The 19363-nt window shown below is 43.6% G+C and carries 14 protein-coding genes; 3 read left to right on the forward strand and 11 right to left on the reverse strand.

The features are described 5' to 3' along the window. Window positions 1-16 precede the first annotated feature (16 nt). The 4 genes from PseudUWO310_RS12520 to PseudUWO310_RS12535 form a co-directional block, all read right to left on the reverse strand. A complete protein-coding gene (locus tag PseudUWO310_RS12520; RefSeq protein ID WP_142601721.1) occupies window positions 17-1756 on the reverse strand; it encodes a serine/threonine-protein kinase in 1740 nt (579 codons plus the stop codon). Between the two features lie 46 nt (window positions 1757-1802). Next, window positions 1803-2324, reverse strand: coding sequence for a DUF4330 domain-containing protein (locus PseudUWO310_RS12525; protein WP_009627477.1), 522 nt, complete (start codon window positions 2322-2324; stop codon window positions 1803-1805). Window positions 2325-2488: 164 nt separating this feature from the next. Then, entirely contained in the window at window positions 2489-3166 is a 678-nt protein-coding gene (locus PseudUWO310_RS12530) for a DUF2059 domain-containing protein (protein ID WP_142601724.1), read from the reverse strand. A gap of 42 nt (window positions 3167-3208) precedes the next feature. Further along, window positions 3209-3829 (reverse strand): cofactor assembly of complex C subunit B, encoded by a 621-nt coding sequence (locus tag PseudUWO310_RS12535; RefSeq protein WP_142601726.1) that lies wholly within the window; start codon window positions 3827-3829, stop codon window positions 3209-3211. A gap of 378 nt (window positions 3830-4207) precedes the next feature. Between PseudUWO310_RS12535 and PseudUWO310_RS12540 the strand changes: the two genes are divergently transcribed. Then, entirely contained in the window at window positions 4208-5425 is a 1218-nt protein-coding gene (locus PseudUWO310_RS12540; protein ID WP_142601728.1) for a DUF790 family protein, read from the forward strand. A 268-nt stretch (window positions 5426-5693) separates the two neighbouring features. Further along, complete coding sequence (locus PseudUWO310_RS12545; protein WP_040690209.1) at window positions 5694-7241, forward strand: NAD(P)H-quinone oxidoreductase subunit N; 1548 nt, start codon at window positions 5694-5696, stop codon at window positions 7239-7241. A 562-nt stretch (window positions 7242-7803) separates the two neighbouring features. On the opposite strand, the gene purH is transcribed toward PseudUWO310_RS12545, so the two are convergent. The 5 genes from purH to PseudUWO310_RS12570 all read right to left on the reverse strand — a co-directional run bounded on the left by purH (window position 7804) and on the right by PseudUWO310_RS12570 (window position 17245). After that, complete coding sequence (gene purH / locus PseudUWO310_RS12550; protein WP_142601730.1) at window positions 7804-9369, reverse strand: bifunctional phosphoribosylaminoimidazolecarboxamide formyltransferase/IMP cyclohydrolase; 1566 nt, start codon at window positions 9367-9369, stop codon at window positions 7804-7806. Window positions 9370-9524: 155 nt separating this feature from the next. Next, the gene (locus PseudUWO310_RS12555; RefSeq protein WP_142601732.1) at window positions 9525-10202 is read right to left on the reverse strand and encodes a glutathione S-transferase; all 678 of its coding nucleotides are present in this window, start codon (window positions 10200-10202) and stop codon (window positions 9525-9527) included. A gap of 104 nt (window positions 10203-10306) precedes the next feature. Beyond that, window positions 10307-14692 carry a response regulator gene (locus PseudUWO310_RS12560; RefSeq protein ID WP_142601734.1) on the reverse strand — a complete coding sequence of 1462 codons (4386 nt, stop codon included), beginning with the start codon at window positions 14690-14692 and terminating at the stop codon, window positions 10307-10309. A gap of 258 nt (window positions 14693-14950) precedes the next feature. Continuing rightward, window positions 14951-15460 (reverse strand): hypothetical protein, encoded by a 510-nt coding sequence (locus PseudUWO310_RS12565; protein WP_100228902.1) that lies wholly within the window; start codon window positions 15458-15460, stop codon window positions 14951-14953. A 195-nt stretch (window positions 15461-15655) separates the two neighbouring features. Then, window positions 15656-17245, reverse strand: coding sequence for an Hsp70 family protein (locus tag PseudUWO310_RS12570; protein ID WP_142601737.1), 1590 nt, complete (start codon window positions 17243-17245; stop codon window positions 15656-15658). Here PseudUWO310_RS12570 and PseudUWO310_RS22940 point away from each other — a divergent pair. Then, window positions 17229-17381, forward strand: coding sequence for a hypothetical protein (locus PseudUWO310_RS22940; RefSeq protein WP_190316007.1), 153 nt, complete (start codon window positions 17229-17231; stop codon window positions 17379-17381). The two genes, PseudUWO310_RS12570 and PseudUWO310_RS22940, sit on opposite strands and share 17 nt — an antisense overlap. Window positions 17382-17386: 5 nt before the next feature. Here the strand turns inward: PseudUWO310_RS22940 and PseudUWO310_RS12575 are convergent, their stop codons facing one another. Then, window positions 17387-17725, reverse strand: coding sequence for a histidine triad nucleotide-binding protein (locus PseudUWO310_RS12575; RefSeq protein WP_009626380.1), 339 nt, complete (start codon window positions 17723-17725; stop codon window positions 17387-17389). Window positions 17726-18014: 289 nt separating this feature from the next. Further along, window positions 18015-18857, reverse strand: a complete 843-nt coding sequence (gene dapF / locus PseudUWO310_RS12580) for a diaminopimelate epimerase (RefSeq protein WP_142601739.1) — start codon at window positions 18855-18857, stop codon at window positions 18015-18017. Between the last annotated feature and the right edge of the window lie 506 nt (window positions 18858-19363).

The following is a 19363-nucleotide window of genomic DNA, read 5'->3' on the forward strand; positions in this document are numbered from 1 at the left end:
ATTTATTAGAAATTAATTAGAAAGTGAGATTAGGAGTGGGATTAGTTTTGGATGGTTCGGGGGCAGGCTGATTGGGATTTGGCACTGGTGATGGTTCGGGCGATTTTGGTGATGGAGTAGGACTGCTACTCGGTGATGGTTCGGGCGATCGCGTTGGTTCTATGGGAGTGGCGGTAGGAGAAGTACTAGGTGTAGCGGTGGGTTTATCCGTGGGCGTAACTGAGGGGCTGGGAGTTGAAACTCGCGTCGGAATTGGTTGGGGTTTTACTGGAGCTTCTAACTTAACGTCAAGTCTATAGGTAGTTTCATTCGTGCCCGTGGTTTTAATTTTGACATAGTAAACTCCATCCTTTTTTAGTCGTCCTTGCCAATATCCAGAGGCATTATCGATCGCTTTACGGTCGAGAGCAACTTGATCGTCACTCTGGATCGTCATCTGTAGATCGGCTCCCGATAAAGAGACTGTGAGTAATTCATCTTTCCCGCCATTAAAACGGACATTAACAACTTGTCCCGATGCGATCTTCTCGCTACTAAATCCCTGTTCGAGGCTGTCATTAATCGACTTAAGATCGAGACTAGTATTGATGTTTGTTACATTTACCGCGCTTGGTGTGGCATTAGGAGAAGCGATCGCCGACTCGGTGGGATTGGTCGTCGTCACGCGGTTGCGACCAAAGAAAAATGAGGTAACAGCCCAAGAACCAATACCCGCAACGAGAATTATTAAAATGCCAAAAAACCAGTTAACTCCACCACCATTTCCCGAATTCGACATATTTGTATTACTGTTGCCATAGCTATTGTCAGGATTACGGTTATTTGCACCAGCTAATACCGTTCTTTGGGGCAAGGTCGCCGCCACTTTGGATGGAACTGGTCGCCCCACCGCATAGGTCTTTGCCCCCGAAAAAGATGCTTGTGCAACCTGTAGAGCCTGTATCACTTCGTCAGCAGAACGATAGCGATTCGTGGGTTTATAGCTCAACATTTGGTTAATTACCCTTGCAAAGGCAGGATTGACATTCGCAAATTGTTGCCAATTCCAAGCCAGATTGATGCTGTCAAACAATTCCGATGGCTCACGTCCCGTCATCAGAACGATGGAAGTTACGGCAAGCGCATAAAGATCGCTATTGGCATAGGCATTCCCCGACTGTAATTGTTCGGGCGGTGCGTAGCCAGCTTTGCCTGCCACCGTTGAGGCAGGAATTCCCATCTGTGAGTTAAGTTTGGCATTGGTTTCTTGAACTACGCCAAAATCAATCAGCACGGGCAAATTATCCTGCGATCGCAACATTAGGTTTTCGGGAGAGATATCGCGGTGGATAATATTGTGGCTATGTAAATAGCTCAATACAGGCAAAAGCTGCTGCATCAGCGCGAATATCTCATTCTCTGAGAATGTCTGTCCCGTCTTGAGCCGTTCGAGCAGCAAATTACGGTAATTTTTACCCTCTACATAGTCCTGTACCAAGAGTAACCTTCCCTCAGACTCAAAGGTAGCGCGAAACTCTGGCACTTGGGGATGACGAATTTGATAAAGTACCGAGGCTTCGCGCCGAAAGAGTTCCTTTGCTTTTTCCGTTACCTCTTGCGAATCTTGAGGCGGAATAAATTCTTTGAGTACACAGGTTTCATTAAAGCGCTCTAGGTCTTGGGCCAAATAGGTGCGCCCCATGCCACCCTGCCCAATCGTCGATCGAATAGCATAGCGACCTTTAAGAACAAAACCTTGAGGAAATGAGGGTTGCATTGTTGGTAATAGGTAATTGGTGATAGGTGGTAAACGATTTACAAAATTAATACCTTACTGCCATCGCACTCCCACGAATCAGGTATTTAGAACCTTCAATATCAATGGATGTTCCAACCTTAACCTTTTCGTTGCCAAATACTACGCCATCATTGGTAACTCTGGCAGTTGCCTCAAGGGTGAGGGCGAGATCTGACTGAGATGTGGATACTGCACGGGGATCGTCAAAAAATACCGCCGTTCCATCGGCTTTCGCCGCGACCACTTTGGGCGTAGAAATGTCAACTTTTTTGATCGTGACTTCGCCCCTAGGTTGGTTGCGGATAATAATGTTAACTTTATCGCCAACTTTGATCAGATTGCGCGGATCGGTTGCACTTAAGCCCCTTACATTCATATCTACTTGAACGGTTTTATTTTCGGCAGATAACATTTGGGCGATCGAGTTGCCGCTATTGCCGGGAACGAGGAGTAAGCCGATCAGGACAATCAGGATCGTCGCGATCGCCCCGATGTCAAGAATGCTTAGTTTGCCAAATAAACGACCCTGCCGATCTAAAATTGCCATGCGTATTTGCTGATATAACAGTTGAAATATTGTTAAAGGTGTGATGAAGCGACAAAAGCTCTCAGCATTACAGTATAGCAACCGTTAAGACGATTAAAATATAAAACCCAGAGAGCTAGAGCCTTCTTGCCTTTTCCCGATTATTTCCCTGATTAGTTAGCCGATCATTTTTGCGGTATTGCATTCAATAGCTCTTCCGCAATGATTTCGGTCATGATGCTCGACATTTTGGGCAACAAAATTTCGTTGGTGCGGCGCATGGACTCACTAAAGATCTGTGGCATCAGCCCGATCGTTTTTTTGCCTGTTTCCGATTTATAAAAACCGATAATGTCGCGTAATTCCGACTCGGTAAAATATTTATCGTAAACGGGATAGGAAATCTGCTCAATTAATTGATCGACATTAATTTTTTTGATCACCCGATCGCGATATTTGATCGCTATCCTTGACACAGTGTCGTTGAATTGTTTCTGGACTTCGGGACTATCGCTATTGAGAGCGGGGATCTTTTTAATGACTGTGGATATGAGTTTTGGCAACTCCGCTCTCGCCATATTATCCATGACCTGCTGAGCAGTTTTGCTAGATTCGGTAATTTCTAGCAATTCTTTAATTAAGGCACGTTTTTCCGATGAAATTAGCTCTGGTGATTTGTCTGGTGGAATTGATGGATTTTTATCTGGAGTTTTATCTAGATTTTTATCTGGAGCCTTATCTGGGGCTTTATCACTGCTCTCCTGAGCAATTTGGGCGATCGCTGTCAGCCCATAGGCTGAAGTAAATACGCCGAGGCTAAGCAGTGACGCGAGGGCAATAGTCGGGAAAATGCGATTTAGCATAGCGGTAAATAGCGGTAAATAGCGATAATTTGGTTAAGTTACTTACTTAAGTTGGCTGAGATTATAGGTTAGTTTATCGGCGATCGCCGCAACCCAATTTTCATCTTGCTTGGTATAACTACGGGGAATATTTGCGCCTAAAACCATGACTCCTTTTTCTCCGAGAGGTTGCACGATCGCTCCCTGCGTATTTTCAGGCAGATAGTCAAACTCCACCCGTCCTGGATAAAGTTCTAATTTGACTAGATAAACGGGCTTTTGGGTTTTCATTACGCGCTCAGCGATCGCGCCAATATTTACGCGATCGCTCTTGCCCAAAATCCCCCTACGCAATATGGTTTGGCGATCGTAATAAACTACCACGGTCTTAGTCACGGTATTAGTCAGTAAAATATGCGATGACCAAGCCAGTTCGGTTTTGACCGCATCAGTCAACGAGTCCGCCATCTCAAAGCCTTCTTCTCCAACTAAGGTCACGGCATCGGCAGGCTTTGGCTGCACCTGTTGCCATAGCAGTCCGACCAAAATTAAAACTGCACTCAATAAAACCCCCAACGCATCAGCCCTAGACTGGCTAGAGGTGAGGTTTAAAGTCACCATGCGGTTGGCTAACAAACCAATTCCGCCCAATGTCCCCACCACAAGGGGCAAGTATCGAATCATTTTTACTCCTGTGCTAACTACCTTAGAAATCTTACTCCCTTCTCAGTGAAGAATTAGACGTTGCGGCGCTTCGCGCCGCAACGTCTAAATTATTGTTTTTTGATGTCTATTTCTTTGGTGCGAAGGGAGTAGTCAAAGGTTAATATTTCTCTAAGTAAGTGGGCTTAATTAAATATAAAACCCTAAAACCTGCAGCGCACGCGCAGCGTGCGCCGCAGGTTTTAGATTTGGATTTTAATTATGCTGAGGTACTTAACATCTCTTGCAGAGCGTACCGCCCGCTACGCGGGCGGTACGCTCTCTAGTTTTGTTTTTCAATTATGCTGAACTACTTAGATATCCTGTTCTTTTAGCATTGCCCAGCAAAATCCAAAATTTATGTTGCCTAGCGAACTCTTGATGCATCGGCTGAATGGCGAAACTGTCATTCCTAAGAGATTAAAATTAGATGATAAGACTCAGGCGATCGCTACAGAATTAATCGCTATTTTTGAAACATGTAATGGGCAATCACAAGGCGAACTCGATCGCCAATTGCAAGAAATGGAAGGAGATACGCCCGATTATCGGGTAAAGCGGGGATTAGCGCATATTCTCAAATCCAGCTTTAGCACCTTTGAAATCCTTAGTCCCTTGGAACCGCAGGAATTGCGCCGCCGCGTATTTGAACTTGCAACGCAAGTCATTCCCAGTCAACAAGCGACAGAAGAAACTTTAGCAAAGCTTGCCGATCAACTCACTCAAGAACTCAATCGGGAAGTGTTTCCTTCACAGATCGTTCAAGGGCTTTATGCTGACCTGATCGAGAACCGCATTCTGACCCAATTTGACAAGCCAACGGCTGAAGATTTAATCCATCGTTATAATCTCTCGCAAGTGCAAGGAATTTTCTATCGAGCCAGTCATATGATTCTCAAGGTGCATCGCAACGATCCAGGAGAGTATAAGCTTCTGTTTCGCTATCTCAAGCTATTTCAGTTAATGTCCTATATCGAGGGGGATGTGGATTATGGCTTTACGATTACCGTCGATGGGGCGACGAGTTTATTTGGTACGAGTACTCGCTATGGTTTGGCGATCGCCAAACTTCTTCCTGCCTTGTTACATGTTACGAAATGGAGCCTGCAAGCCACATTGGTGGAAAAAGATCCCTATTCTAAAAAGAAGCGGACGGGACTATTCACCCTTGATTCGGAATGCGGTTTAGTCAGCCATTACCCTGCGGGCAAAATGTATGACAGTGCGATCGAATCGTCCTTTGCGGAGCGGTGGGTCGATTTAAAAACGGAATGGAAATTGGAAAGAGAGGTCGATCTCATTCCCATTCCTGGAAGCGTGATGATTCCTGATTTTCGGTTAGTCCATCCCGATGGGCGCAGTTATTTATTGGAGATCGTCGGCTATTGGCGACCAGAATATTTACGCAAAAAGTTTTCACAGGTAAGTCAGGCAAATTGCGAGAACTTAATTTTGGCGATTTCCGAACGGCTTAATCTCGAAAAGGCAGGCGTAAAGGTGAGCGAGAATACGGGGATGACATTGTGGTTTAAGGATAAGCTTTTGCCCAAAGCAGTTTTGCAAGTGATTGAGCCATAATACCAATTCCCCAAAGTGTGGCTACACTTTGGGGAATTGAAAACCAAACCCAGTAAGGGTTTTTAAACCCCAAAGAGAGTTGCCGCGCGGAGCGCGGCAACTCTCTTTGGGGTTTTGATTTTGTCCTAACAAAACTGGCGGCAGCTATATTTGGGTGATTTATTTGAGCAACTTATGCTTTTTATTTATGCTTGCCATAAAATCTACGAGCACTAATTGCTACCAAAATCTAGGTACAATTGCCATAGCAACAATACATAAATTAAGTATGGATACAGCAAGTCTCAATGCCCTGCTCAATAGTGGCGCGATTTTGCCAGAACTAATTGTCATTGGGACATTAGTACTCGTACTGATCGTCGATCTGATTGCATCGGGGCGCAAATCGGCAAATGTTCTCCCATATATTGCGATCGCTGGTTTAATAGCATCCACTGCTGCCCTTGTATGGCAATGGACGGGCTTAGAAAATCCGATCGCCTTTTTGGGCAGTTTTAATAGTGACAAACTCAGCATTATTTTTCGTGCCGTTATCGTCCTGTCCACTCTATTAACGATCCTCGTTTCCATTCGTTATTTAGAGCAGTCGGGGGTAGTGGTAGGTGAGTATCTGGTAATTTTGCTTAGTGCCACGTTAGGCGCGATGTTCTTAACGGGTGCTGACGAAATGGTGATGGTATTTGTCGCCCTTGAAACCTTGAGTATTTCGTCATACTTGCTTTCGGGATACACCAAACGCGATCCGCGCTCTAACGAGGCTGCACTGAAGTACTTATTGGTTGGTGCGGCAAGTTCGGCAATTTTTCTCTATGGCATGTCGTTGCTTTACGGGCTCTCTGGCGGCGAAACCTCGCTAACGGCGATCGCTTCAAAAATTACCGTTAGCAATACGGCGCTGATTATTGCGATGGTGTTTGTAATTGCGGGGATTTCCTTCAAGCTTTCAGCAGTCCCTTTCCACCAATGGACACCCGACGTTTACGAAGGCTCGCCCACACCAGTAGTTGCCTTTTTGTCGATCGGCTCTAAGGTGGCTGGTTTTGGGCTTGCGCTCAGATTTTTGATTACTGCATTTCCTCTTGCTTCTCTGCAATGGCATTACGTGTTCGTGGTCTTGACCGTTTTGAGTATGGTCTTGGGTAATGTGGTGGCGATCGCCCAAACCAGCATGAAGCGGATGTTGGCTTACTCCTCTATCGGACAAGCGGGATTTGTCATGTTGGGCATGGCGATCGATTCAGAAGCAGGCTATTCCAGTATGGTGTTTTACCTGATTCTGTACCTGTTTATGAATATGGGAGCCTTTGCTTGCATTATTCTGTTTGCTTCACGCACGGGAACTGACCAGATCAGTGAATATAGTGGCTTATACCAAAAAGATCCTTTACTAACCCTTGCTTTGAGTATTTGCCTCCTTTCGCTCGGTGGTATTCCTCCCCTCGCAGGCTTCTTTGGTAAGCTCTACATTTTCTGGGCAGGTTGGCAGGCCCATGCCTATGGCTTGGTTTTGCTGGCGCTGGTCATGAGTGTGGTTTCTCTCTATTACTACATCCGCGTCGTCAAGATGATGGTAGTTAAGGAGCCTCAAGAAATGTCTGATTCAGTCAAAAACTATCCAGCTATTACTTGGACTCAAGTGGGTATGAAGCCTCTGCAAGCGGCGATCGTCTTTACGCTGATCTTCACAGCGATCGCGGGTATTGCTTCTAATCCTCTCTTCTCTCTATCCAATCAGGCTGTAAAAGAAACCCAGTTTCTCCAAGCTAAAGCACCGAACGCGAAATCAGTAGCAGTCTTACCAACAACTGCACAGTAAAAAAGCGTCAGTATAACTGCCGCTAACTGTATTAGGACATAAAACCCGAAAGAGAGTTGCCGCGCGGAGCGCGGCAACTCTCTTTCGGGTTTTGATTTTGTCATAACAAAACTGGCGACAGCTATAAAAAAACGTCATACCAATTCACGAAAGTGTGACAACACTTTTGTGAATTAAACACCAAACCCAGTAAGGTTTTGAGATTCCCAAAATGGCGTTGCCATTTTGGGAATTGGTATCAGTTCTAGTTAAGCTAGCAAATTTTAAAATCCCAAAAGTAAAAGCCTTGCTAAGCAAGGCTTTTACTTTTGGGATTTGAGAAAGGGTTTGCGTAGCAAACCCTTTCTCAAATCCCATTGCAAATTATAGCTACAGTCATTTGACTTAGGAAAAATCAAACCCCAAGAATTGAATGGCGGCGCAAAGCGCCGCCATTCAATTCTTGGGGTTTGACACCAAAGCTATACGTAAAAAAAGCGCATTGCGTCCTTTTTTGTAAAATTTTAAAGTCAATGAGTGGCGGCGCATTGCACCGCCACTCATTTTTTATTGCGTAAACTACTTAATGTAGAAAATGGCGAACGCCAGTGAATACCATAACCAATCCTAGTTCGTCAGCGGCTTTAATCGAACTATCATCCCGCATACTGCCTCCAGGTTGAACGATCGCGACAATCCCTGCCGCCGCCGCCGTCCGTACCGAGTCATCAAAGGGAAAAAAGCCATCACTAGCAAGGAAAGCTCCCTTTACATTTTCACCAGATTGCTCGATCGCAATTTTGGCAGAAGCGATCCGATTCGTTTGTCCTGCACCGATACCCAAGGTGGCAAAGTTTTTGGTAATAGCGATCGCATTGGATTTGACATGACGACTCACTTTCCAAGCAAAAATCAACTCTTGTAACTGATCGGACGTAGGTTGCTTCTGGGTAACCACTTGCCATGTCTCAGGTTTGACTGGCTCATCATCCGCTCTCTGAACGAGCATTCCGCCAGCGATCGTCTTCACGGTTTCATGGGAACCTTGTTTGAAATCGGACAGAACTAGCACCCGTAAATTTGTTTTTTTGCTCAAAATCGCTGCTACGCTTGGGACGCAGGCTGGAGCAACAATACATTCTAGAAAGGTTTTATTGAGCAGATTCGCAGTTTCTTCGTCAATGGGACGATTGAGAGCGACAATTCCGCCAAAAGCGGAGGTGGCATCCGCATCAAAAGCTTTTTGATAGGCTTCCGCAATAGTAGAGGCGATCGCCACACCACAGGGGTTATTGTGTTTGATGATGACAGCACAGGGGCGATCATCGCTAAATTCAGCGATAATACTCCTTGCTGCTTCTAGATCCAATAAATTATTGAAGCTAAGTTCTTTGCCTTGTAACTGTTGTGCGGCTGACCATCCCTTAGGGGTCGCCCCAACCTGATACCATGTGGCAGGTTGGTGGGGATTTTCACCATAGCGCAAAGGCTTAGGATTATTGCAAAGTAGGGTGTAGGAGGAGGACAGGGTATTTGCAGGTTCCTGTTCTGGATTAGTACTTTGGGGATTGGCTAAATATGTGGCGATCGCTTGATCGTAGGACTGGGTATGCTGAAAAGCTGCGATCGCTAATTTCTGACGAAACTCTAGGGTTGTTTCCCCATTATTTGCCTTCAGTTCGGCAAGGAATTCTGCATACTGGCTGGGGCTGGATAATACGGCAACATGGCGATAATTTTTTGCCGAGGCCCGGATTAAGGTTGGTCCACCGATATCAATATTTTCAATCGCATCTTCAAGGGTAACATCGGGCTTAGCGATCGTTTCTGCAAATGGATAGAGGTTAACAACCACAATCCGAATTGGTTGGATCGCATTGTCAGCCAGATCCTGTTGGTGTTCAGGTAGATCGAGTCTGGCTAAAATACCACCGTGAATACGTGGGTGTAAGGTTTTTACTCGTCCGCCTAAAATTTCAGGTGCGCCTGTATAGTCGGAAACCTTTGTAACTTCAAGTTCTGCCGCCTTGAGTGCCTTAGCAGTCCCACCACTACTAATTAACTGAAAATTATAAGTATTTGATAGTTCGCGGGCAAGCTCAAGTAGTCCTGTTTTGTCAGAAACACTCAAAAGGGCAAGGGATTTCATACTATTAGCTCCATATTCATTATGGGAGTTGGTCAAGGCATTACCCTAGGGCAATTTGTGTCAACTCCCTACACCATTTTATACCCTATAGCTGCTGTCAAAATCAAAGATGAGTGGCGGCGCAAAGCGCCACCACTCATCTTTGGGGTTATCTCTTAATTCATATTAATTATGACTGCTTCTTGCTCAGGTATCCAAACAGGATACTTTTGCATCACTAACTCAAACAGCGCACTCGTTTCATGCCATTGGAGCCAGCGCTGCAAGTATTGATAGGGGCTTGAGTGAAACCAAGCGATATCGACATAGGCGAATTGTCTGATAAAGGGAAAGATGGCAACATCGGCGAAGGTCTGACGATCGCTAATTAAAAAATTACTATTTTGTTCTGGCGATCGCTTTTTTAGTTGCAGCTCTAAAACTTGCAGAAACTCCTCAGCTTGGAGGCGATAAAACTCCTGCGGTTTTTCAGGAAATCGATTGGGATACTTGTAGCGATCTAAGGCAATTTTAAACTCGCGATCATTAGTCGCAATTAAATATTTAGCGATCGTCACATCGTCATCTGCTAAATCACGCCAATGGAAGGGATCGTTTTTTTGAATTGCCCAATTCATAATATCAAGGCTTTCTTCTAAAACCTGAAAGCCTGTCTCAGTAAACACCTGCATTACAGGCGTAGTTCCTTTTGGGGAAATATCAAGCATGGGCTGAGGTTTATTTTTTAAAGAGACTTCCCTTAACTCATACTTGATGCCTGCATAAGCGAGAGCCATTCTGGCGCGAATTGCATAGGGACATCGTCTAAAAGAATAAAGAATTGGGAAATACATATTATAGCTATATTCACTTACAGCAATTATCGATCAAACGAACCACACAGAAATTTTTGAAAGTGTTGCGAAGCAACACTTTCAAAAATTTCTGTGGTTCTGAGCTACTTAGGAACTTGATTCATATATTGAGAGATAGTTCGCTTAATATCTTTAATAGTAATGGGTTTACTAATATAGTCATTCATTCCCACATTAATACAAGCCTCATAATCATGGGGAAGAACATCAGCAGTAATTGCTACAATCCAAGGCTGAGTGCTTGATGATAAACGTTCGCGAATTAACTGGGTTGCTTCCAGTCCACCCATGACAGGCATTTTTACATCCATAAATATGATGTCATAGGCTGGCTTGGCATCTTGATTGAGGAGCATATCTAGGCAATCGCGTCCATTATTCACCGCATCTACTTTATATCCGAGTTTTTCTAACATGAGAACGGCGATTTTTTGATTGAGAATATTATCTTCAACCACCAAAATTTTGAGAGGGACTGGATCGAGGGTATTTACTGGCTTGCTTAGGCTCGTATGCTCCTGACCTGTGGAAATCTGACTGTCTGAAGCTAAGGGTAAGGCAACCGTAAAATAAAATATGGAACCCTGCCTATTACTGCTAGCAGGATCGATCATCCAATCTAATGGAGGCTTGCCGCCCACTTGACCCCGACTTTCTACCCAGATTGTTCCATTCATCAACTCCACGATCCGTTTGCAAATCGCTAAGCCTAGCCCAGTGCCCCCATACTGACGATTGATCGAAGCATCAGCTTGAGTAAAGGGTGTGAATAATTTATCAATGCGATCGCTATCGATACCAATCCCCGTATCTACGATGGAGAATCTAAATTCATAGATGTTATTAGTAATGGGTTTACGGTAATAGCTAATATTGATGTGACCTTGTTCGGTAAATTTAATCGCATTGCCAATTAAATTAATAAATATCTGTCGCAATCGTGAACTGTCACCTAAAACTGTCGTTAGAGCATGATTGCTAATTTGACATTGGAGATTGATATTTTTATCAGAAGCCTGTTTGCCTAGGAGTTTACAAACGGAAGCGATCGTATCCTCAAAGTTAAATTCTTTTTGTTCTAGTTGCAAATTTCCAGATTCAATTTTTGATATATCGAGAATATCATTAATAATATTTAGTAGGGCATCACCGCTATCTAGGATAATTTGGATAAAGTTTTTTTGATCGTTTCTTAAAGGCGTAGAAGCTAGTAATTGCGCCATGCCAACGATTCCATTCATCGGCGTGCGAATTTCATGGCTCATGTTAGCCAGAAATTCACTCTTAGATTTATTAGCAGCTTCTGCTAGCTCCTTGGCTTGGGCAAGGGCAATTTCCGTCTGTTTATGTTCGGCTAGTTCTAACTGAAGCTTTTGATACAAATGTACCTGCTGGATGGCGATCGCAATTTGATTGGCGATAGTTTTCGTTAAGTCAATTTCATGACTCTCCCAAGCCACAACCTTGTGGGCTCTCTGCACACTCAAACTCCCCCATACGGTTTGGTTGGTAATGATCGGAACCATTAACCAAGCCCCTGACTTAGTTTTGGCTAGTTCCCGATTAATTTCATCCTCGATCTGCTCGGAGTCATTAACTTGAACAATCTCCGCACCCTTTAGCTTCTCAGCAAAGGGATTACCTCTATCGGGGACTTCTAATCCTAATGTATCCAATAATTCGGGACTATCCTTAAATACCGCAATATGTTTCCAAACTTGACGTTCGGGCATATACTCAACGATCGTCGCCTGTTCTAAATTGAGCAAATGCGCGATCGCAAAAGTTGCGGAATCAAAGATCATCTGCAAATCTAGAGAACCACGAATTGTTTGAATAAAGCGATTGAGTAGCTTTTCCTGCTGGATTTTTTGTTTTAAGGCTACTTCCGCCAGTTTCTGCTCGGTAAAATCGCGCCAGATCAGCATTACGGACACAATATTGCCATTACCATCAAATTCTGGCAAAAATCTTGATTGCGAATATATAACCCTGTTAGTTCCATTCAATTTTGTATCTATTACCACGGGTGAACCCGTGGTAAACACTTTTTCTAGACTGTCTTCCCACTGTACTACGATATATTCGGGTAGATTTACTTCCCCCATAGACTTACCGATATATGATTGGGGAGAGTTCCCCGACAATTGTCGAATTGCTGAATTGACATAGGTAAGATGAAAATCGCGATCGTATCGGGCAATCACATCTGGAGAATTTTCAATGAGGGTTCTCACCTCCTGTTCTTGACGGAGTAAAGCTTGCTCGGCTAATTTGCGTTCCGTCACATCACGACAAATACAGAATTGAATGGCATCATTATCCCATTCCAGTGAATTTGCACTAACTTCCACATTATAAATCTTGCCATCTTTACTACGATGGAGAGTCTCAAACATATGACTTTTTTTGAGTTTAAATTCTTGAAGCCCTTTTTCCAGTTCTTCACGATTCCATTTCACATCTATATCGTAGATGCTGAGTTGGCTCATCTCTTCGAGGGTATAGCCCAACATCGTAGCAAAACTCTGATTGGATTCAATTACATTTCCCTTGCTATCAAGGATCACAATCCCATCAAAAGAAGCATTCAATAGGGTTTTATTGCGGATGACTTCTTTCTGTAATATGATTTCCATCTGTTTGCGATCGCTAATATCGTAAACAACTCCATACCAAGCCGTATCCCCATTACGCCGCCGTTCGGGACTCAAATTAGATCTCAACCATTTTATTTTCCCAGAAGGAGTTACGATCCGCCATTCATGCTGCAAGGGAGTCGAATTTTCTAAACTTAGTCTGATCGCTTCCCATAGATCGGCGATATCATCATTATGAATTTGATTGAATGCAAGCTGCGGATTTTGTAAAACATCTTCTACCTTGAGTTCCTTAATCACCTCAAATGCCGAGCTTAGATATTCAAAATAGGCAGAACCATCTGCCCTCTGCACAAAAATTTCAATAATTCCAGGACAGGATCTGTCTATTTTCTGAAATCTTGACTCACTGGCTAAAAGAGCTTGTTCGGCAAGGCGGCGCTCAGTGATATCACGGGCGATGACGATCGCTGCATCCGCTTGAGCCGGGACTACGCGAATCTCTTCGTATCGCAGTTCGTTATCGATCGCTACCTGCTCGAAAATCTGGATTTCCCCAGTTCTGACCGCCTGCCGAATTGCTCGTAATTGTTCAGTGGCTGCTTGCTGCGGTAATAACTCATCCAATTTCTTGCCGATGGGGTTCGTAAGCTCTGGGAAAAGATCGTATGGAGTTTTACAATACTTAGTCTCAAGACAAACGCCATCGACATTAACTAGATTAATAATGTCAGGAATCGATTCGACAAGAGAACGTAACTTTTGCTCGCTCGCCTCTATTTCCGCCGTGCGTTCCTGCACCTGCTGCGATAAGGAAATATTTAGATTTTGCAGATCCTGATAGATTTCCGCTTGCTGGATTGCGATCGCTAATTGGATTGACAATTCCTGAAGGAGCAAAATTTCATGGTCTTCCCAATTACGCGGAGCCGCACATTGATGCACAATGAGCTGCCCCCATAGAATTTGCTGATGGGGATTGCGATCGGGATGATTGCGATCGGGATGATTGCGATCGGAATGATTGGGATTGGTGCTACTTCTGAGGGGATTATCTGTCAATAAAATCGGGACAATGACATTAGCCCGAACCTGAGCTCCTGATAACATTTGCCGATGACATTTGGATAGGTTAGCGCTAGAGATATCAGGGTGAGCAAAAACCTGTCCATCGGCATGGGCTTGCATTTGCTCGGTAAAAGAAGGAGTGCAGATTTGCTCAAGCGAGAGATCCACACAGGATTGCCAAGGAGGAATTACTGCCTCGGCAACAATTTCTCTGGTCATATCTGCGGAAAACTTATAGATCAGGACGCGATCGGCTTTAATTGCCTTACGAACATCCCGAACAACTATTCGACATATGTCATTTAGATTTAAATATTGGCGAATATTGAGGGCCGTTTGCGAAATCAATAATTCTCTTTTACGGGCAATCTCTAGCTGGTGACTTAAGGCAAAGCTATCGAGCAAATTATGAATACTTCGCTGTAATGAGAATTTGGTGATATCACTTTTAACTAAATAGTCAAAAGCTCCTAATCTCATGGAAAATACCGCATCTCTTACATCTTCACTCCCCGTTAAAATGATTACGGGCAACTTCAAATCTGACATTGCCCGATCGCTATCCGCTTCTAGATTTCCTCGAATAGCTTCTAGGAGATCTAACCCACTATCTCCAGGCAAATTTAAATCAACGATCACCACATCAGGATTTTGGGATTGCCATAGTTCTAGCCCTGCCTGAGCTGTTGATGCTTCTAAAATAAGATAATTAATTTGGAGATCGTCCTTAAGATGTCTCCGACAAAGTAAGCGATCGCTTTCAGAATCATCAACAATCAAAATAGTTTTAGCGTTAGACATGGCTCGATATAAACTGAATCTTTACAAAATTTTGGTAGTAAATAAGAAATGTTGTAAATTTATAGCAATTCTAAAGGAGTAGAAAGAGCGGTATACTTTGGCTAAGCGAAGTCGAAGCCCTATTTCTCATGAATTTTAGGACTGCTATATAATATTTACAATTCGACTAACTACAACTCGACTATTACAATCCAACTAATCACAATTCAACTAATTACAGTTCAACTAATCACGATTCCCCTAATTCAATTAGCTAAATTAATGTGGTTTTACGGTGTAGTTATCAAGAATTTCTCTTCCTTTACGGGTTAAAGTTTCAGATCCTTCTAACATTAGTAAATACTGTCCGCGCTCCAAACAGCCCCGACAGGAAATTGACAGACTACTTTTAAAAAACCATCCATACAAAGTCCCGATCGCGCCACCAATGACCAAGCCGATCAGTCCAGATGTAGAGGCGATCGTAAATAGAGCCTGATACCAATCCAAATTTGGCAATTTAATACTAAAAATTAGATACAATATTACCCCCGTTACCGTACTAATTACACCTAACCAAAACATCCCGCGTTTAGCGTAGCGCCATGTAGTGTAGGTAGGATTGAATAAACCCACACTATCGGGACTGCTATAGCCTTTGCCAACTAGAGCCAGATGCTCTGGTGAAATGCCATGACATTGAAGTAAGCGATATGCTTCAAATGCTGAGGATTCGTCAGGTAAGACCGCAATCATCAGTCGAGAATGTTTTGAACGAGTATGAGTCACAAGTTAAGCCTGCTATCAACCGAATGTTTGCATGAGAATATAGAAATACTCCTTACTAGATTCTACAAAATTTCAGAGGGTTAAATCTATTTCTTAAAGGTAAATATAGCAATGCAAGCTTTAAAAAACCAGAAGATGGGTGGCGGTGCTTTGCGCCGCCACCCATTTTCTGGTTTTTGGTAATCCTATGAAAAATCACTCTAATTTAACAATTGCCTTGCGATCAATTAGTACCCGATCAGTCAGCAAGTCTCTAATTGTAGCAATTAGCACCCTCCGATCATCAATTTCAAACTTTACAGAAATGCGATCGATTCCTAACTGACCGAGGGGTTCGAGGCGAGCAATGCATTGGCGATCGGCATCAGGATCGGCGGACTTTCTCGGTACTAACGAGCGAAAGTCCGATTGTTTAAGCAATTGACTGCTAGTCATCCGACCAGAGCGATCGTAGGTGACTTCAGCTTGGGCAATATCGGCAACTTCGCCAATATCGAGCCAGATCTCTGCTTGCCCTGCGATCGCAGCTTGGAGGATTAAGGGCTCGGTGCGCTGACAGGGATATTTTGTCCCCTGCTCAAACAAAGTATAAAAGGAATATTGCTGGAGATAGGGTTCCCACAGCCGAATTGCGTAGCTGTGACGCAAATGATCTTCCACGATCATCTCTTGTCCAAGGGTTAACGCGCCATGGACTACGGCTTCAAAGGGTTTGCCAAACTTAACTTTAGTTTTCCCAAAATAGGAAGTAATTAATTGCTGGATTGCCACAATCTGACAACTACCACCAACTAGCAGAATATGTTCGATCGCCGCCTTACTGATGCCTCGCTTGAGTCCGATGGCAAGAACTTCATCAATAGCTTCTCGTAATTGCTCGATCATCTGGTTCTGTTCGAGAATCTCGGTCAATTCGGTTTGTGTGAGTTGAAGTGGACGGGAAATCATCTGCTCGTCTACCCAGATTTCCCTGACTTCTTGAATGAGGGATAACTTAATCTTGATTTGCTCGGCAATTCCTAAAATGCTCTGCCAAGCACTTTCCTGCATTTGCGATCGCAGGATTCCTAATTGACGCAAGAAATGTTCGGCAATCCAGCGATCGATATCGATCCCCCCAATATAAGCATCCGATTTGGCGATTACTTCGGCTTTAGCGGCATATTTTGACAATCGAGAATTGGCGATCGGCGCAGTACGGACTAAGCTCAAATCTAACGTACCGCCCCCAAAGTCAATCACCAATACCAAGGCATTGGGTCTCGTAATGGCATAACCCAAAGCGGCGGCTGTGGACTCATCGATAACTTGGAAGTTTGGTAATTGCAGTTTCTCCGCCAAATTAGCAAACCAGTGGAGATATCCCGCAAATGCCCCCACGGGAGCAGTAAAAATTATTTGGCTGGGATTCAGATTTTTTAAGTGCAAGCGTTCCCAAATTTCGGTTAAAAAGATTTCAGCGATCGCTTCCGCATCATAAAATTCCCCATCAATCTCACGGGCTGGCGATCGAAAGCTCGCGACAATATCACGTTTGAAGCCTCTAAATAGACGCTTGGATTCCCCCTGCGATCGGGCTTGCGCTCCCAATAAAAATTTAGGTGACTGATTCTGCACATAAACTAGACTTGGCACTAGCCAAGCCCGTCCGTCAATCGTAGCAAAGTCGTGGGAAATCTCATCAAAGTGTAGAGTTTTGGGAGTTGGCGGATGAATATCGCTATCCACTTCCAGAATAGCGATCGCGGTATTACTAGTCCCAAAGTCAATGGCGATCGCAGTCATAATTCTCCCTAGAATTACAGAATTTTTATTGCAAGTTCAGCCTATTGAGGCTTTATCCCAAGTTAAGAAATGGCGTAGCCATTTCTTAACCCCAGAAGAGCGTACCGCCCGCGTAGCGGGCGGTACGCTCTTCTGAATTTATTAACCTGGGGGCCAATCTAGCGATCGTCCACCTAAGACGTGAATATGTAAATGAAAGACAGTTTGTCCTGCCTCTGCACCATTGTTAGTCACTAGACGGAAACCTGTTAGTCCCTCTTGGGCTGCCACCTTACTGGCAACTAGCAGTAAATGTCCAAGTAAAGATTCGTCCTCACTAGTTGCTTCCGAAAGTTTAATAATGGGCTTTTTGGGAATTACCAAGAAATGGACGGGAGCTTGGGGATTGACATCCCGAAAAGCAAGAGCCAGATCGTCTTCGTAGAGAATAGTCGCAGGGATTTCCCGTTTGATAATTTTGCTAAAAATAGTTTCGCTCATGGTTAAACCTCTAAATTTGTTTTTATCGATCGCTTTTATCGATCTCTAATACCAATTCCCAAAAGTGTAGCTACACTTTTGGGAATTGAAAACTAAACCCCGTAAGGGTTTTAAAATCACAAAATGGTAACGCCATTTTGTGATTTGGTATAAATATTGCAAGGAATATTGCGATTTTCAATCACAATTCTTATACCAATCCCCAAAATGGTAACGCCATTTTGGGAATCTCAAAACCCTACTGGGTTTTCCAAGCTAAAAATGGCGTAGCCATTTTCAGCTAAAGTCTTTAAAGTTTTAAGGAACCTGTAAATACAAGGGTAGCGGGACCTGTCATCAAAACGCGATCGCTCTCTGCCAACCAATGAATTTGTAAATCTCCTCCAGGAAGATTAACCGTGCAATTGCGATCGCATCGATCGTTTAGAACTCCAGCAACCACCGTCGCGCAGGCTCCAGTACCACAGGCGAGGGTTGCCCCTGCACCGCGTTCCCATACTCGCATTTTCACATAGCCACGATTCACTACTTCCACAAACTCAGTATTAGTCCGATTTGGGAATGCGGGATGATGTTCAAAGAGAACACCAATTTCTGCTAAAGGAATGCTAGCAACGTCATCTACAAAGATCATGCAATGGGGATTGCCCATACTTACGGTCGTTACATTCCAAGCCTTGCCGCCCACTTCGACAGGAAAATCAATCACTTTGCGATCGCCTGCTTCTCCCAAAGTAGTAGGAATCTCGGCAGCAGTCAAAAATGGTTTACCCATATCGACAGTGACCTGTCCATCCGCATCCATCTGCGGTACGATTAGCCCTGCTCCCGTGTGAATAGAATACTTTCTCTCAAGGGTAGGGATACCTAAATCATCCATAAATTTAGCTAGGCAGCGAATTCCATTGCCACACATTTCTGGCTCGGAGCCATCGGAGTTAAAAATCCGCATCTGATGTCCGCCATCAACCGCCGTTAGCAAAAAAATCACTCCATCTGCACCAATACCAAAATTGCGATCGCACAATTTGATAGACTGCTCGGCAGTAAAAATTGGTTCGGCACTATGCCGATTATCAATTAAAATAAAATCGTTACCTAATCCGTGATATTTACTAAACGCGATCGACATGGGTTAATTCAGTATGTTTTTGAATATTATATAGCTATAGATACTGCTGCAAGTAATGTATCTCAACCGTATCTTAAAGACTAGATGAATTAAGTGATTATAAGTAGTCCAGTATAATTAGAAACGAATAAGTGCGTACCGACCACGTAGCGGGTAGTCATCTCTTATTGGTTTTGAGCTTACTGATGTTTAGCAACTTGTTAGAGATATATAGATTTAGAGATATATAGATTTAGAGGTATATAAATTTAGAGGTATATAAATTTAGAGGTATATAAGAAACCATTTAAGAATTACTTTCTGCGGTCAAAAGCTCTAAGAGATCCCCCTCAATCCCCCTTAAAAAGGGGGAAGAATTTAATTCTCCCCCCTTTTTAAGGGCAGGGCTATTTCAAGAAAGAGTAAGTAGATACTAAGGATATTAATTAAGTCATATAAACCGAAATCAAGGCATAATTGAAGCAAAATCAGTAAATGAAGTAGAAAATGAGTAAAAGCCTTATAGA

It is taken from the genome of Pseudanabaena sp. UWO310 (assembly GCF_006861605.1).
Classification (GTDB): domain Bacteria; phylum Cyanobacteriota; class Cyanobacteriia; order Pseudanabaenales; family Pseudanabaenaceae; genus Pseudanabaena.

Excerpts from the sequence above, each read along its gene's own strand:
- PseudUWO310_RS22940 (WP_190316007.1), top strand. The coding sequence starts at position 17,229 with ATGGCGATCGCAGTCATAATTCTCCCTAGAATTACAGAATTTTTATTG.
- PseudUWO310_RS12520 (WP_142601721.1), bottom strand. The coding sequence starts at position 1,756 with ATGCAACCCTCATTTCCTCAAGGTTTTGTTCTTAAAGGTCGCTATGCT.
- PseudUWO310_RS12555 (WP_142601732.1), bottom strand. The coding sequence starts at position 10,202 with ATGTATTTCCCAATTCTTTATTCTTTTAGACGATGTCCCTATGCAATT.
- PseudUWO310_RS12525 (WP_009627477.1), bottom strand. The coding sequence starts at position 2,324 with ATGGCAATTTTAGATCGGCAGGGTCGTTTATTTGGCAAACTAAGCATT.
- dapF (WP_142601739.1), bottom strand. The coding sequence starts at position 18,857 with ATGTCGATCGCGTTTAGTAAATATCACGGATTAGGTAACGATTTTATT.
- PseudUWO310_RS12530 (WP_142601724.1), bottom strand. The coding sequence starts at position 3,166 with ATGCTAAATCGCATTTTCCCGACTATTGCCCTCGCGTCACTGCTTAGC.
- PseudUWO310_RS12570 (WP_142601737.1), bottom strand. The coding sequence starts at position 17,245 with ATGACTGCGATCGCCATTGACTTTGGGACTAGTAATACCGCGATCGCT.
- PseudUWO310_RS12535 (WP_142601726.1), bottom strand. The coding sequence starts at position 3,829 with ATGATTCGATACTTGCCCCTTGTGGTGGGGACATTGGGCGGAATTGGT.
- PseudUWO310_RS12575 (WP_009626380.1), bottom strand. The coding sequence starts at position 17,725 with ATGAGCGAAACTATTTTTAGCAAAATTATCAAACGGGAAATCCCTGCG.
- PseudUWO310_RS12560 (WP_142601734.1), bottom strand. The coding sequence starts at position 14,692 with ATGTCTAACGCTAAAACTATTTTGATTGTTGATGATTCTGAAAGCGAT.
- PseudUWO310_RS12540 (WP_142601728.1), top strand. The coding sequence starts at position 4,208 with ATGTTGCCTAGCGAACTCTTGATGCATCGGCTGAATGGCGAAACTGTC.
- PseudUWO310_RS12545 (WP_040690209.1), top strand. The coding sequence starts at position 5,694 with ATGGATACAGCAAGTCTCAATGCCCTGCTCAATAGTGGCGCGATTTTG.
- purH (WP_142601730.1), bottom strand. The coding sequence starts at position 9,369 with ATGAAATCCCTTGCCCTTTTGAGTGTTTCTGACAAAACAGGACTACTT.